Below are 15,696 nucleotides of genomic sequence, written 5' to 3'. Positions count from 1 at the left end.
ACTTATTCCTTGATCCTAAAAAAACTGCTTCCGCTGCCGGAGAAAAACCATCCCTCTTTTTCAGAAAGTTCATTGTAGCACCCCAATGCCGAAGGGTACAGATCATTTGCCACTTTTGGATTCATTGTAGCAAGAAGTTCTCGTGAAGAGGTTGATTCGAGGCGTAGTACCTCTTCGGGGCTGATTGGTTCATAGAGATGTTCACGGTAGTAGCGATAGACAGCAGGTGTACTGATTTGGATATTAGGCGTAATAATCTCAAAATCGATAAGTGGTTCCTCGAAACGTTCCACGATCTCACCGATGCCGCGAACATTGGCACTCTCATAGCCATAGACGAAAAATGGGACATCCGCACCGACGGATGAGCCGATTTCAGCAAGTTCTTCGATTGTGAGCCCTAAATCAAGTTCATCATTACACATGTGCAAAAAAGTTGCCGCATCCGAACTTCCTCCTCCGAGTCCCGCAAAAGAGGGGATTTTTTTATCGACACAGACGGCATGTTGTTCAAAAAAAGTGGAGAGTTTATCGGAGCGTGTAGCGCTTTGGAGATATTTATAGGCTTTGTAGATGGTATTGGAGTGGACTTCACAGTCAAAATCGCCCCGTATCTCAAATTCAGGGGTAGATTTAGGTTCAAACCATAAAATATCAAAAAGGGAATCGACCCGCATAAAACGGGAACTGAGAGTATGGTACTCTCCCCGTTTTCCGGTAATTTTCAAGAAAATATTGACTTTTGCGTACGCTTTGTAACGGATCATAGTTTGAATTTTTGAGCCAGCTGATGAAGCAGTGATTCGTCTTGGTGGCTTGAAGCCTCTTTGTTGGAATCTTCTACGGCACGGATCAGCTCGCTCCGCAAGACACGTATATTGTGAGGGGCATCAATCCCGAGTTTTACAACCCCTTTTTCAATGGAAACTACTTTGACCGTGATCGTATCGGCGATAATAATCGATTCTTCGGCTCTTCTGGAGAGAATCAGCATGCTTCAACCTTATTGAGAATATAACGAACTCCCTCAGGGAGCAGTTCGATGATCGAGATGGTCTCGCCGTTGTCGATCCAATACGTTCCATTGGCTTGAAGATCAAAATCTTCTCGCTGCAAGGGTTGCCCCAACAGAACGGTTTCTAATGTGCCATTATAGCGGTTTTTCGTTATTCCTAGGGAAGATTTGATATCGAGGGCTCGTTCATTTTCAAAAGTAAACTGACCTTCGTTGAGGCGCTCCAACGCAGTGAGTGCACCGTTTTCTCCAAGTTTATTCGCGATAATCTCCCCTAAAGATCGGATATAGCTCCCTTCCGACACAGTAGCTTCAAAAGTGATAAAAGGATGGCAGTAGTGGATCAATGAAATATCATAGATGGTTGAAGTGATAGCACGCAAATCGACCTCTTTCCCCGCGCGTGCCAGATCATATGCCCGTTTGCCGTCAATCTTTTTGGCACTGTATTTGGGCGGAAGATAGGTGAGCTCTCCGATAAACGAAGACAAAATAGACCGAATTGTATCTTCCGAAAGGGGCAATACGCTATCGATCGTTTCAATTTTTTCAATGTCGAGGGTCGGCGAGTAGGCTCCAAGCCACAATGTCGCACGGTAGCGTTTCGGAGTTTTGTTCAAAAAGCGGAACAATCGTCCGTGATTGCCGAATGCGATGATCAATACACCTTTGGCAAACGGATCAAGCGTTCCTGAATAGCCCGCTTTTTTAACGCCATAGCGCCGCTTTAGACGACCAAGCAATTGATTAGAACTGATTCCGGCAGGTTTATAGGCAACAAAGAGGCGATTCAATCAGAGTTTCTCCACAAAAGAAGCAAGAATCTCACGTTTGTTTCCGCCGAAGTTGATGGAAAGTTTGAATTCACGTCCCGCTTTACTCACTCCCTCCACGCGACCGGCACCAAAGATTTTGTGCCGTACCAAATCCCCTTTTTTATACGAAGTGTTTTTCTCGAGTATTAAAGAACCTTCACACAGCCCAGCTTCGTTGATAAAGCGGCTTTTTTGGAGTTCGGTTCGGCGTCCTTTGTAAAAACGGCTGTTGACGTTGGAGAGGGTGAGATTACTTTTTGCTCTAGTGAAGGCGACATACCCCAAACGGCGTTCCTCTTCAAGATCGCTTCCATCTCCGATCAGCGGCAAGAATCCCTCTTCCAATCCGATGACGAAAAGGTGTTCGAACTCTAACCCTTTGGACGCATGGATGCTCATGATGTAGATGCTCTCACCTTCCACCTGATCTTGCTCGCTTTGCAACGTAATGTCATTGAGAAACTCAGCCAAAGCCGCTTCGGGGTTTTGTTTGACGTAATCGCGAAAGAGCCCGTAAAATTCATCAATGTTAGCGATTTTTTCGGCTTCATCGGGGAGCCCTTTGAGGGTCTCTTTGATTTTGAAACGCTCTTCGAGCAGATCAATAAAACGGTAAATCGCTTCATCGGCTACACGGCGAAGTTCGAGAATTTCAGAAACAAAATCCCGCAGTTCAGTCGCACTTTTTTTCCGTACCAATGCTTCAAGATCCGGATCGCTGAGTGTCGAGATAAATTCAAACATTGATTTGCCCGCTTCGATCGAAGAGAGCTCTATTTTATCAATGGTCGCTTTTCCGAGACCTCGTTTGGGTTTATTGATAATCCGTTTGAGGGAAAAATTATCGTGGACATTGGTGATGACGCGCAGATAACTGATAAGATCCTTGATCTCGGCACGGTCATAGAATCGCAACCCTCCAACGAGCTTGTAGGCGACTCCGGCACGATTAAGCCCCTCTTCGAGAGAGCGGCTTAGCGCATTGATCCGGTACAAAACGGCAATTTCATTGGGACGAACTCCCCGATTGATCAACTCTTTGATCGCTTTAGCAATTTTTTTGGACTCTTCACTTTCATCATTGGAACTTATCGTTTGAACATCATCTCCGCCGCTTTTGGTGGCAATAAGAGTTTTTCCCAGCCGTGAGCGGTTGTGCTCGATGAGGGCATTTGCAACGGTGAGGATCGGTTGGGTCGAGCGGTAATTGTGTTCCAATTTGACCACCATCGCATCTTCGAAATCCTGATCAAATTCGAGGATATTACGAACGTGCGCTCCCCGCCACCCATAAATACTTTGATCGTCATCCCCGACGACACAAAGATTGTTATGAGTACTGCACAGTTTTTGAAGCAAGCGCAGTTGGAGTTCATTGGTGTCTTGATACTCATCAATCATAATATAGCGATATTTTTCAGAGGTTAGTGTACACAAATCAGGGTGCTCGTCGAGGAGTTTGTAGGTGAGACACAGCAAATCATCGAAATCGACAAGGTTGTTTTTGAGAAGATATGCTTCATACTCTTCATAAATTTTAGCAATATGTTTGTAATTGGTCAGTTCCGCTTGGGCATACGCCTCTTGGGGATCGATAAGTGAATTTTTGTAGCGTGAAATCTCTGAAGCGATGAGCGCGGTAGGGAGATCGGCATTGATTTTTTTGATGATCTTTTTTTTGTCGTCGGTATCGATGACGACGAAATTATTGGCACGCCCCAAAAGATGAATATGAAACTTTAAGAATAGAAGACCGAATTTATGAAAAGTACACAATAGAGGCGGATAGGAATTTTGGGTGATGAGACCCATCGCCCGCTCACGCATCTCTTTTGCCGCTTTATTGGTAAAGGTGAGTGTCAGGGTGTTGCTTGCGGGAATACCGACTTGATCGAGCAGGTATGCCAAACGGGTTGTAATCGTCTTGGTTTTTCCGCTCCCCGCTCCCGCTAAAATGAGCAGAGGACCGTCAATCTTTTCGACCGCACTGCGCTGTGCTTCGTTAAGGTCTGAGAGAATTTTATCCATGCCGCCGTTATCCTGCTTCGATCTATATAGTTAATTTATTATAGCCCAACTTTTCTGTTTTTAAAATTCTATCGCTGATTGTTATAAAAAGTGGCAGTAAAACTCTTGAAATGGTTATAATTATGAGTTATAATAGTGCTATTCAAACAACTTATAGGAATTATTATGCTAAAAGATTTTGCCAAACTGATGACGTTTTTAACGGTAGTTCGGGAAAAAAGCTTTTCGAAAGCATCGGCTAAACTGGGTATTTCGCAGCCTGCAGTAACGCAGCAGATTAAATTTATCGAGGATTATCTTGATACCCGCGTTGTTGAGCGTAAGAAAAACGGGATCAAGCTGACCAAAGAGGGTGAAGATCTTTTTCGTATTGCAGCGAAATTAGAAAAGTCGATTCAATCAAGCGAAAAAGAGCTTCTTAAAATCATCAACAAAGAGTTTACGTTTGTTGTTGGGGCATCGTATGCTATCGGTAACTATGTCCTTCCATCCTATATCGGGCAACTCAAAGAGAAAATCAACAACGAAGTTCATATTCGGGTTGCGTTTTCTGAAGAGATTATCGAGCAGCTTTTGGATAAAAAAATCGATATTGCATTGATCGAATCACCTATTTTTAGGGACGGTTTAATTTATCGTGAATGGGAAGAGGATGAATTGGTTATTTTCTCAAATCAGCAAATTCCAAAACAGCTTCGCAAAGAAGATATGTATAAATTCGACTGGATTTGCCGCGATGAAAATTCGCATACGCGCAAATTGACCGCAGAAGTATTTGAAGAGATCGGAGTAGAGTGTTCCGGTTTCAACGTTATCGGAGTGGTTGCCAGCTCAACAGCGATCAAAGAGACATTGATGCGTTCACCTAAAGATGCGGCGCGTCCTGTGGTGTCGGTTATTTCTCGTCATGTTATCAAGGATGAGGCCGAAGAGGGGAAACTTTTTGAAGCTCGAATCAAAAATTTCAAGATCAAACGCAAATTTTATATTGCGTACAGCAAAGAGCGTAAACACGATGCATTTATCGACAATGTCGTGACGTATTTATTGGGATTGAAGTTATAAACTTCAGCCCTTACTTTTTCTTCAAAAACTTCTGATTTTCAGGATTCGAGAGTAAAGCACTCATCGAGTTTTGAACCCCTTCATGCTTTTCAATGTTAATGATCGGATGCTGCTCTTGCGGAAGGGCGAGGTTGACAAATGCCGGTGTGTCGTCAATGATGATTTGTACGATTGAGAGTAACGGTACAGAGACAAAGCTGCCGATATTTTCGTGACCGAATCCCGCTTCAAAGATTAAGATATCATTATCGATACGGGCGCTCTCAAACGTATATCCCGCAAGAAAAAAGAGAGTCATAGAACGAAACTCATCATTGATATGCTTTGGAAGCGCCGGATCGAACGTAACATGTTCAATTTTGCATAAAATACCGAAGTTTTGGTCATTTTCGAAAAGATAAATAAGCATATCGCGCAGATGATTTTCCATCAAGCGTGCGAATGAAGAGCTTTTAATAATATCGAATAACATGAGTTTTGACCTGTTTTTTAGGAAATTATACCATTTTCGACTTCAACGAATCCTACCATCGCATTCATGATGGCGATTTTGGCGGCTTTCTCTATATCTTTAGGGGTTAGGAAAGCTGTATTCAGAAAACCTTCATCAAGTAAGCGCGCACGAATTGTCCCCTCTAAAAGCGGCGTTGAGGGGGTAAGCCATTGATTATCGATCAGCAAAGCGATATTGGCGATCGTGGTGTCGCAGAGCAGGTTGTTTTTAACAATCAAGACATCATCGGATGATCCACGTTGTGCAAAGAGTGCATTCAGGCTTTCTCGGTCCGCCGATTTGAGTGAATATTCGAGTGTATCGGCTTGTATCAGCCTAAGCGAAGAAATTTTTTTGGGTACGTAAGGGTGAAATTCGATCGCATAATGATTTGCATCGTATAAAAAACGGCATCGATATAGTCCACTTTTGGGAGGGATAATGATCGATTCAAGATCGTAAATTGCATTCCATCCGAGTTTTTCGAGCGAATATTCCATCCGTCTTTGATGGTAGATGAGGTTGTCTGCCTCACCATTTTCGCATCGGATGGTTTCTAATAACATTAGGCTTCGAATAAAGGAGTACTGAGATAGCGTTCAGCCGTATCACAGAGGATGGTGACAATTGTTTTCCCTTTGTTTTCTGGGCGTGCGGCAACGAGTGAAGCAGCATGGATGTTTGCTCCTGCAGATATACCGACGAGGATCCCTTCGGTTTTTGCCAACGCTTTGGCTGCAGCAATTGCGTCTTCATTGCTAACAGTTATAATCTCATTGTATAGTGAAGTGTTAAGAACACTTGGGACGAAACCGGCTCCGATCCCTTGTATTTTATGCGGCCCCGGCTTACCGCCGGAGAGTACTGGAGAATCTTTTGGCTCAACAGCAATGATTTGAACATTGGGCAATACGTCTCGTAGGGCTTCTCCTGTTCCGGTGATCGTACCGCCGGTTCCGACTGCGGCAACAAAAATATCGACGGTGTTGTCTGTATCACGGAGAATTTCCTGAGCTGTCGTGATACGGTGCATTGCAGGATTTGCAGGGTTTGAAAATTGTTGCAATACGATGGCATTTGGATGTGTCGCAACAAGTCTATCGGCTTCATCGATAGCCCCTTTCATTCCTAACGCAGCAGGAGTCAATACGAGATTCGCACCGAGCGCTTTGAGCAGATTACGACGTTCAATCGACATTGATTCTGGCATGGTCAACGTAAGCTTTAGCCCTAATGCAGTGCAGATAGCGGCAAGCGCGATACCGGTATTTCCACTGGTCGGTTCGATAATAAGGGTCTCTTGATTGATCAAACCTGCATCCATAGCGGTCTTTATCATGTTAAATCCGATACGGTCCTTTACGGAGCTGGTCGGATTCATAAATTCACATTTTCCCAAGACGGTAGCACCGTTGGTTTCTGAAAGAGCATTGAGTCGTACTAAAGGCGTATTACCGATGAGTTCAGTGATATTGGCTGCTATTTTCATGAGATATCCCTGTTTTTTTTCACTAAGTATAATAAAGAATGCTGAAAAATCCAATAATTGTTAGTAAACTAGTAGGAATAAATCCATATTGAGGCAGCTGTGATCGAATAAATGGGGTTGATGGTAAAAAGTTTTGCATTCACAGGAGAATTATCCTATAATTTCGTTTTTAAATCGGATATCGGGTATCAGAGTCTTTATACTCAATGATGTTCAAATGAGGAATAAGTAGTGGAAACTAAAAAGATCAGCAAAGTATTGATTGCAAACCGTGGTGAAATTGCACTTCGTATTATTCGTGCTTGTAAAGAGCTCGGTATTAAAAGTGTTGTCGTATTTTCAGAAGCAGACGTAAACGGTGTCTGGGTCCGTAAAGCTGATGAATGCTATCCGATTATGGGTGACCCGATTGCAGCGTATCTTGAGTACGATAAAATCATCTCATTGGCCAAAAAAGCGGATTGTGATGCTATCCATCCGGGATATGGATTCTTGTCTGAGAGTGCTGAATTCGCACAAGCGTGTGCTGACAACGGTATTATCTTTATCGGACCAAAACCTGAGCATATAGCATTGTTCGGTGATAAAATGGCTTCAAAAGTTGCGATGCGTGCTGTTGGTGTTCCGATGCTTCCGGGTACGGATGAGCCGATCGACAACATCGAAGATGCAGAAAAAATCGCAACCGGTATCGGATTCCCGATCATTATCAAAGCGGCATTTGGTGGCGGTGGACGCGGTATGCGTATCGTCGAGAAAGCTGAAGATTTCAAAGAGATGTACGAGTCTGCGACCAAAGAAGCACTCCGTTTTTTCAGCCGCGGTGAAGTTTTTATCGAAAAATACCTCAAAAATCCACGCCATATCGAGATCCAAATTGTTGCGGATAAATATGGTAACGTTGTTCACCTCGGAGACCGTGACTGCTCTATCCAACGTCGTCACCAAAAAGTGATCGAAATCGCTCCATCACCGCTCTTGAACGAAGCGACACGCCGTGAGTTGTACCGTATCTCTACCAAAGCGATGTTCAAACTCGGCTACGAGAGCGTTGGAACCATCGAGTATTTGGTTGACCAAGACGACAATATCTATTTCATCGAAATGAACACCCGCGTTCAAGTAGAACACCCGGTTACTGAAGCGATCTCGGGGATCGATTTGATCCAACGTATGATCCAAATCGCTGAGGGCGATCCGTTGATCTTCATGCAAGAAGAGATCAAATTCCGCGGATACGCGATTGAATTTCGTATCAATGCAGAAAACCCGAAACTCGGTTTCGTTCCATCACCAGGTCTTATCACCAACTACCTTGCACCGGGTGGTCCGGGAGTACGTTTGGACTCTATGGCGTATACAAACTACCAAATTCCTGCAAACTACGACTCTATGATCGGTAAATTGATCGTTACGGCGTTGACATGGGAAGATGCGGTTCGTAAAGCACGCCGTGCACTCGATGAGTTCTTGATCGAGGGTGTTCCAACGAATATCCCACTTCACCGTCAAATCGTTCGTGATGAAGACTTTATCAAAGGTGCACTCGATACGGGATACCTTGATACGAAATTGCAACACTTCAACCTTGATGCGATCCACAACATGGACGACGAAGAGGCGAAAATGAAACACATCACAGCGGTTATCGAAGCTATCAAGAAAAACAACCTGAACGTTCGCCACTAATCAATCAAGCCTTTTGGCTTGATTCTTCATTTAATAAACAATCCCGCTTCCTCCGCCATTCGCTGAATGAAAGACAACCGTATGATTTTTACGGGCATAAAAACGGATCAATAGATTTTGTACAGTCGGCTCTATAGAGAGTTTAAACCATCCGTTATTGCTCACTGCAATCATGTAACGTACATCGGGAGTGTAGAGTTCGGCGCGCGTTGCTTCGTAGCAGACGGCATTGCGGAAGGTGACCCCTTTGATCGTAAAATCCGTCGGTTTATCCGCTGTGACAAAATCAGAGCCTCCGCCGAAAATATGACGATCCACCCACCCTTTTAGGAAACTCGGCAACGGAATATACTCGCCAAACGGAACCAAGATCGTTTTTTTGGCAACGGTGATAGTACCTTGGTTGAAGAGATACGAGACGTTGTAGTTCAAGCCGTTTTCTTTGTGAAGTGTCCCGGTGAGGATAGCGATATGCAGCGATCGTTCACTAAGCGCTTGGGCTATCTCAGTGTGTTCGTTCATGTAGAGGGGAAATGCCGATTCGGGCAATACGATGAGATCGTATCCTTTATCGATTGCCTGATCGATTGCAGAGAAGTTGTCTTGGATCGTTTGGGGCAATTGTTCGCTCTGCCATTTGAAATCTTGTGATATATCGGTAGAGACGAGTTTGATTTTAAGATCCGGAATCGACGGCGGGGTATAGGATGTTTGTACGGCACCGATCAATAAAAGAAGCGGAAAGAATTTTTTGAAACCGCTGATATAGCCGGTCAGTGAGAGTGAAAAGAGGATAAGCGCAAATTGCCATTTCGAAAATCCAAGATAGCTCTCTACAAAGATAAGCTCGGGCTGCATCCAGTTGAAATCCATCGGCCACACAAAGGTGAGACCAAACAAGATGAGAGCGCGCAACAGTGCATTGGCGGTGAGCGCCATCGTTCCGTAATAAAGAACATAAACGAAGCCAAAGCCTAAAGCGACGAGCCATGTCGCCCACCCCAGACCGTAATACTGAAAGCTAAATCCGATCCAATAGCACCAGAGCCATCCGATCCAAAATCCGCTAATGAGAACGACACGTTTCGGAGCATGTAAGAGGGCATAAAGCGCTAATACACCCGAGATGGTATTGAGTGCTTTTGAGGTGAGGGCAAAATGTTCCCAATAGATAAACGCGGAGAATAACAAGGCGATAACCAAAGGGGCTACAACAATTTCAATAAGGGGGGATGATCGATATTTCATGGGGGAATTATATCGTTGTTAGCCACATTTGAGTATAATGCCCCAATTTCACATTACCCAAGGATATTCATGGAAATTCTTCAACAAATTCTCCCTTTCGTCTTTTTGATCGCTATTATGTACTTTGTGATCATCCGTCCCCAAAACCAACAGGCTAAAAGACATGAAGAGATGCTTAATGCCCTTACTAAAGGGGATAAAATCGTTACCAGCGGCGGATTGATCGTCGAAATCAAAAAAGTCGAAGAGAGCTATTTTTTGATCAAATTAAATAACGAAACCGAAGCACGCCTTGATAAAAAAGCCGTTGCGAGAAAGTACGAGGATGAAGCTTAATTTTCGCGTAGTATTACTCATCGCCGCAGCTGTTTTCGGGATACTTTTCTCGATACCCTCATTGACCCAAAGCCAGCATGGGGCAAAAGTCACCCTCGGGCTTGATTTGCAGGGGGGGTTACATCTCCTTTTGGGGGTTAAAACGGAAGAAGCTGTCAATTCACAGTTAAAGTCGGTTGCATCCGGAATCAAGAACTTCACTGAAAAAAATGATATTTTGATTGACGGTTTGAGTGTCGAAGAGGGTACCGTTGTCTTTAGTGCTCTCGATGCCGAAGATAAGGCAAAAATCGATGAGCACCTCAAAACGATTCACGGTGCTGCGGTAAAAACTTCGGGCGAATCATACAGTGTCTCTTTTAAACCCGAAGAGGTTGAAAAACTCAAAACCCAATCGGTTGATCAGGCTATTGAGACGATCCGTAACCGGCTTGACCAGTTTGGTTTGGCGGAACCGGTTGTTGCACGTCAGGGTGTCGATAAAATCTTAGTGGAACTGCCGGGAATCAAAACACAGCAAGAGGAGCAACGGGCGCGTGAATTGATCTCTCGTGCGGCAAAGCTTGAGCTGATGGCGGTCGATGAAGATCGTTCTATGCGGGTGAATGATTTAAGCGATGCGGAAGCGGCAACGTATGGGGATAAAATTCTCGAAGATGCACTTCAGCCTAAGATCAAACATCTCGTGAATGAGATTCCGATTTTGGATGGAACGATGCTGACCGATGCACATGTCGGCTATGATCAAAACAACCGTCCGGTGATCAACTTTTCTTTGAACTCTGCAGGTGCGCAGATTTTCGGAGATTTTACCGGTAAAAGTGTCGGTAAACGGCTAGCAATCGTGTTGGACGGCAAAGTCTATTCGGCTCCGGTCATTAATGAACGTATCGGTGGAGGAAGCGGACAGATAAGCGGTAACTACAGTGTTGCCGAAGCAAACGATTTGGCGATTGCTCTTCGTTCCGGTGCACTTTTGGCACCGATCTATATGCTCGAAAAACGCTCTGTCGGACCGAGTTTGGGAGCAGATAGTATCAAAGCCTCTTCTTTGGCATTGGTGAGCGGTTTTGTACTGGTTCTCATTTTCATGGTGATGTATTACGGTTTGGCGGGAGTCATTGCGAATCTTGCCGTTGTGATCAACATTTTTATCATTTTGGCGATGATGGCACTTTTGGGTGCAACACTCACATTGCCAGGTATGGCTGGGATCGTGCTGCATATCGGTTTGGCAGTCGATGCGAACATTATCATCAATGAGCGTGTACGTGAACAGATCCGTTTGGGTATCGGGTTGAAACGGGCATTGCAAGAGGGATACAGCAAAGCGATGCGGGCGATTTTAGATTCGAACATTACCCAAATCATCGCATGTACGATCCTCTATGTCTATGGGACGGGAGCGATCAAAGGGTTCGCTGTCACCCTCAGTATGGGGATTTTGGCATCCATGCTCACAGCGATTGTCGGAACGTATGGAATTTTCCAACTTTTCACCAATCGTATCGAAAAATCGAAAAACTACAAACTGTGGTTTGGTATGACGAGAAAGGTTAACTAATCATGGAATTGTTTAAAGAAGATAAGGTCTATAACTTCCTTGGAAAAGGGAAAATCTTTTTTGTCGCTTCGTTCATCCTCTTTTTCGCGGCGATCGGGCTTATCGCAACAAAAGGGTTCTCATTCGGTATCGATTTCACCGGAGGAACGGTTGTTCAAGTCAAATACCAAGGACCGGCTCCAATCAATAAAGTGCGTGAAGCACTCGAAAAAGATGAGCTGTTCAAACATGCGGCAGTCAGCGAATTCGGCTCACCCGAAGAGATCGTCATCAAAACGGCAGCATCAACGGACGGTTTGAGCAAAGATATCGGGGATGTTACTCGTGATGTTCTCAAAGGGACGGGAGAGTTCGAAATCCGTCGTGTTGATATGGTCGGACCGAAAGTCGGTGATGAACTTCGTGTCAAAGGTTTGACGGCGTTTTTATTGACGCTTGGTGCGATTATGGCGATGGTAACCTTTCGCTACGAATGGCGCTTTGCTTTGGCAGCGATCATCGCGATCGTCCATGACATCGTCATTACATTCGGGTTTGTTTCATATTTCGAGATCGATTTCAATATCGAGAGCGTTGCGGCATTGCTCATGATTTTGGGGTATTCGATCCACGATACGATTATCGTATATGATCGTATCCGCGAACATATCCAAGAGTCAAAAAACAGCGATTTCGTCATGATCGTGAATGAAGCGGTTTCACGTACGCAATCACGAACGACACTGACATCATTGACCGTGTTTTTCGTTGTCTTGACCCTGTTCTTGTTCGGTGGCGACATTATGCTCGGCTTTAGTTTCCCGATGCTCGTTGGGGTTATTATCGGAACCTATAGCTCTATTTTCGTTGCGGCTCAGTTAGTTGTTTGGACCGGATTTAGCGTTGCACGCTATCGTGAAAAAATGGCTGAAAAGCAAAAAATGCAAGCGGAAAAAGAGAAAATGCGTGCGCAATTTGAACAAGGTATTGTTTAATTATTAAGAGAATTTAGGAGTTTTTTTTGAATTACACCCCTGCATCGATAGAAGCTAAATGGCAAAATACGTGGAGTGCGACAAAAGCGTATGAGCCGTCAAATGATTTTACTAAACCGAAAAAATATGTCCTCAGTATGTTCCCTTACCCATCGGGACGCATTCACATGGGGCACGTTCGTAACTACACCATCGGGGATGCGTTTGCCCGCTACTACCGCCAACAAGGGTTCAATGTTCTTCATCCAATAGGCTGGGATAGTTTTGGTATGCCGGCTGAGAATGCGGCGATCAAACATGGCGTCCATCCGAAAAAATGGACGTATGAAAACATCGCTACAATGCGCGGTGAATTGGCGGGATTGGGACTCTCTTTTTCCGAAGAGCGTGAATTTGCAACGTCGAATCCTGAATACACTGCGTTTGAGCAGGGCTTTATCATCGATATGTTTAACAAAGGGTTACTCTATCGTAAGCAAGGGTTTTTGAACTGGTGTCCGCACGATTTGACCGTTTTAGCCAATGAACAGGTAGTGGATGGCGGATGTTGGAGATGCGGAACCCCGATTGTACAAAAAGAGATGTATCAGTATTATCTCAAAATCAGCGATTATGCCGAAGAACTTCTCGAATCGCTGAAAACGCTTGAGGGGAAATGGCCGAAGCAGGTTTTGACGATGCAGGAGAACTGGATCGGTAAATCGTACGGACTCGAATTCAAATTCAAATTTGATGATGAGAGCGAAGCGCGTCTGGGTGCAGTGTACGAAGGGTTTGATGTTTTCACAACCCGTCCCGATACGATTTACGGGGTGAGTTATGCGGCATTGGCACCGGAACATGAGATTGTACGCCACATGCTCTCTTTTGGATTGCTTGATGAGGCAACCGCTAATGCAATTAAAGCGATGCAACGCGTCAGTGCGCGTGATCGTGCAACGAGCCCGAAAGAGGGGGTAGCGTTGGGGATCAATGTCATCCACCCGCTTACGGGTGCCAAAGTGCCGGTATGGGTGGCGAATTTCGTTCTCACCGATTACGGCTCCGGTGCAGTTATGGCAGTGCCCGCGCACGATGATCGTGACTATGAGTTCGCAACCAAATACGATCTTCCGATCAAAGCGGTAATTTTTCCGCAAGAGGGTGAATTGCCATCAGGATGTGCGTATACCGAAGCGGGAACACTCCATGAGAGCGGAGAATTCACAGGTCTCGATAACGTCACGGCGAAAGCCTCCATCATGGATTATTTCGAATCAAACAAACTCGGAAAAAAAGTGATCAATTTCCGCCTCAAAGATTGGGGGATCAGCCGTCAGCGTTACTGGGGCGCGCCGATTCCATTGATCCACTGCGAGAGCTGTGGTATTGTCCCTGAGGATAAAGTTAACCTCCCGGTTGCACTACCCGAAGATGTCGTGATCAACGGTGAGGGGAACCCGCTTGAACACCACCCGTCGTGGAAACACTGCGCGTGTCCGAAATGCGGCAAAGCGGCAATCCGTGAGACCGATACGATGGATACATTTATTCAATCCTCATGGTATTTTCTCCGCTATACGGTTAAAAACGATTTTAAAGAGGCGTTGGATAAGCAAGCCCTCGATTACTGGATGGGAGTCGATCACTACATCGGCGGGATTGAACATGCAATTTTACATCTCCTCTATGCCCGATTTTTTACCAAAATGCTGCGGGATTTGGGGTACGTTAGCTCCGATGAGCCGTTTGAACACCTTCTGACACAGGGGATGGTTCTCAAAGACGGTGCGAAGATGTCAAAATCCAAAGGCAATACTGTAGACCCGGGCGCATTGGTCGAAAAATACGGTGCCGATACGGCGCGTCTGTTTATCCTTTTTGCCGCACCTCCGACCCAAGAGTTGGAGTGGAACGACAGTGCAGTTGAGGGGGCATTTCGATTCCTCAAACGTTTTGCCGATCGTGCTTCGAATGTGAATGTTACCGAAACGTTACCAGCCATCAATCATGCTTCTTTGAGCAAAGAGGAGAAAGCGGCACGCAAAAAAGTATACGAAGCACTTAAACGCGCTCAAGAGGTCTATGGTGAGCGTCATACGTTCAATACGATGATTGCCGGTGTAATGGAAGCGATGAACGCTCTCAACGAACAAAACAACCGTGATGTGTGGACGGAAGGGTATTGGATTTTGACTTCCGTTATGGAGCCGATCGTTCCACATATCTGTTGGGAACTCTCGGAAGCACTTTTCCATGGGAAAAACTTCGGCGTCCAGATCGTTCGCGAAGAGGTATTTGAGGTGGAAGCCCTTACACTTGGTGTTTCAATCAATGGAAAAAATCGCGCATCAATCGAAGTAGGGGTCTCTGAATCCGAAGAATCAATCATCGCTATTGCAAAAGCGCATGTCGAAAAATGGATTGAGGGAAAAGAGATCGTGAAAGCGATTGTCATTCCGGGAAAATTAGTCAATCTAGTGATTAAAGGGTAAGTGATGAGATTTTTGACACTGGGATTCTTGATCTTTTTAGCCGGTTGCGGTTATCAGCCTGCAAGCCATTACACTAAAAATATTTTAGGAGACAGTGTTAGTACCGAAGTGGTCATCTCTATGGAAGATCCGCAAAATACGGTTATTATCAAAGATGCCGTTGATACGGCCGTTCTTACGAGATTTAGAACGGCACTTGTCGCTAAAAATGAATCGAAAACCCATCTCAAAATCGGAATCGGTTCGGTAGGATTCTCTCCGTTGCGTTATGATACAAAAGGGTACGTTATCACGTATCGGACAACGGTCAATATGTCGATTGCTAGAACTACAGATGGAAATACCACAAGCTATTCAACCCACGGTACATACGATTTTGATATTGAACCGAATGCGATTATCTCGGATCAGGCCCGTTTTGAAGCTATCCGTCAAGGTGCGCAAAAAGGGATTGATGCATTTGTCGCACAAATCGCTGCATTGGGTGTAAACTCAAAATAAGGGGC

At 44.9% G+C, this 15,696-nt stretch carries 15 protein-coding genes; 7 read left to right on the top strand and 8 right to left on the bottom strand.

Translation table 11 applies throughout. The features are described 5' to 3' along the window. Positions 1 to 2 precede the first annotated feature (2 nt). Genes CJD30_RS00705 through CJD30_RS00690 form a run of 4 tightly spaced genes read right to left on the bottom strand, consistent with a single transcriptional unit; the run spans position 3 to position 3,858 of the window. Positions 3 to 767, bottom strand: coding sequence for a 4-(cytidine 5'-diphospho)-2-C-methyl-D-erythritol kinase (locus CJD30_RS00705; protein WP_294915308.1), 765 nt, complete (start codon positions 765 to 767; stop codon positions 3 to 5). Then, the gene (gene csrA, locus CJD30_RS00700) at positions 764 to 994 is read right to left on the bottom strand and encodes a carbon storage regulator CsrA (protein ID WP_294915306.1); all 231 of its coding nucleotides are present in this window, start codon (positions 992 to 994) and stop codon (positions 764 to 766) included. Before csrA ends, CJD30_RS00705 begins: the two co-directional genes overlap by 4 nt. After that, positions 988 to 1,809, bottom strand: coding sequence for a tRNA pseudouridine(55) synthase TruB (truB, locus tag CJD30_RS00695; protein WP_294915304.1), 822 nt, complete (start codon positions 1,807 to 1,809; stop codon positions 988 to 990). The genes csrA and truB overlap by 7 nt, the downstream gene beginning before the upstream one ends. After that, the gene (locus tag CJD30_RS00690) at positions 1,810 to 3,858 is read right to left on the bottom strand and encodes an ATP-dependent helicase (protein ID WP_294915303.1); all 2,049 of its coding nucleotides are present in this window, start codon (positions 3,856 to 3,858) and stop codon (positions 1,810 to 1,812) included. A 165-nt stretch (positions 3,859 to 4,023) separates the two neighbouring features. On the opposite strand from CJD30_RS00690, the gene CJD30_RS00685 reads away from it, so the two are divergent. Then, on the top strand, positions 4,024 to 4,923 hold the full coding sequence (locus CJD30_RS00685) for a LysR family transcriptional regulator (RefSeq protein WP_294915301.1): 900 nt from the start codon (positions 4,024 to 4,026) through the stop codon (positions 4,921 to 4,923). Positions 4,924 to 4,933: 10 nt separating this feature from the next. On the opposite strand, the gene CJD30_RS00680 is transcribed toward CJD30_RS00685, so the two are convergent. The 3 genes from CJD30_RS00680 to cysK are packed head-to-tail and all read right to left on the bottom strand — an operon-like array spanning position 4,934 to position 6,905. Then, positions 4,934 to 5,395, bottom strand: a complete 462-nt coding sequence (locus tag CJD30_RS00680; protein ID WP_294915299.1) for a hypothetical protein — start codon at positions 5,393 to 5,395, stop codon at positions 4,934 to 4,936. Positions 5,396 to 5,412: 17 nt separating this feature from the next. After that, entirely contained in the window at positions 5,413 to 5,982 is a 570-nt protein-coding gene (locus CJD30_RS00675) for an aminotransferase class IV (protein ID WP_294915296.1), read from the bottom strand. Next, positions 5,982 to 6,905, bottom strand: coding sequence for a cysteine synthase A (gene cysK / locus CJD30_RS00670; protein ID WP_294915294.1), 924 nt, complete (start codon positions 6,903 to 6,905; stop codon positions 5,982 to 5,984). Before cysK ends, CJD30_RS00675 begins: the two co-directional genes overlap by 1 nt. Positions 6,906 to 7,136: 231 nt before the next feature. On the opposite strand from cysK, the gene CJD30_RS00665 reads away from it, so the two are divergent. Further along, positions 7,137 to 8,594: an acetyl-CoA carboxylase biotin carboxylase subunit gene (locus tag CJD30_RS00665; RefSeq protein WP_294915293.1), complete on the top strand. Its 1,458-nt coding sequence runs from the start codon at positions 7,137 to 7,139 to the stop codon at positions 8,592 to 8,594. A 30-nt stretch (positions 8,595 to 8,624) separates the two neighbouring features. On the opposite strand, the gene CJD30_RS00660 is transcribed toward CJD30_RS00665, so the two are convergent. Beyond that, positions 8,625 to 9,842 (bottom strand): apolipoprotein N-acyltransferase, encoded by a 1,218-nt coding sequence (locus CJD30_RS00660; protein WP_294915291.1) that lies wholly within the window; start codon positions 9,840 to 9,842, stop codon positions 8,625 to 8,627. A 69-nt stretch (positions 9,843 to 9,911) separates the two neighbouring features. On the opposite strand from CJD30_RS00660, the gene yajC reads away from it, so the two are divergent. The 5 genes from yajC to lptE are packed head-to-tail and all read left to right on the top strand — an operon-like array spanning position 9,912 to position 15,691. Further along, positions 9,912 to 10,178: a preprotein translocase subunit YajC gene (gene yajC, locus CJD30_RS00655; RefSeq protein WP_294915289.1), complete on the top strand. Its 267-nt coding sequence runs from the start codon at positions 9,912 to 9,914 to the stop codon at positions 10,176 to 10,178. Next, the gene (gene secD, locus CJD30_RS00650; RefSeq protein ID WP_294915287.1) at positions 10,168 to 11,742 is read left to right on the top strand and encodes a protein translocase subunit SecD; all 1,575 of its coding nucleotides are present in this window, start codon (positions 10,168 to 10,170) and stop codon (positions 11,740 to 11,742) included. Before yajC ends, secD begins: the two co-directional genes overlap by 11 nt. Before the next feature lie 2 nt (positions 11,743 to 11,744). Further along, positions 11,745 to 12,716 (top strand): protein translocase subunit SecF, encoded by a 972-nt coding sequence (gene secF, locus CJD30_RS00645; RefSeq protein WP_294915286.1) that lies wholly within the window; start codon positions 11,745 to 11,747, stop codon positions 12,714 to 12,716. A 26-nt stretch (positions 12,717 to 12,742) separates the two neighbouring features. Next, entirely contained in the window at positions 12,743 to 15,190 is a 2,448-nt protein-coding gene (gene leuS / locus CJD30_RS00640; RefSeq protein ID WP_294915284.1) for a leucine--tRNA ligase, read from the top strand. Between the two features lie 3 nt (positions 15,191 to 15,193). Then, positions 15,194 to 15,691 (top strand): LPS assembly lipoprotein LptE, encoded by a 498-nt coding sequence (lptE, locus tag CJD30_RS00635; RefSeq protein ID WP_294915282.1) that lies wholly within the window; start codon positions 15,194 to 15,196, stop codon positions 15,689 to 15,691. Positions 15,692 to 15,696 lie beyond the last annotated feature (5 nt).

Origin of the sequence: Sulfuricurvum sp. PD_MW2, assembly GCF_002633015.1 — a bacterium.
Classification (GTDB): Bacteria; Campylobacterota; Campylobacteria; order Campylobacterales; family Sulfurimonadaceae; genus Sulfuricurvum.
The sequence above is the reverse complement of the archived record's forward strand: the minus strand, read 5'-3'. Positions and strand labels throughout refer to the sequence as shown.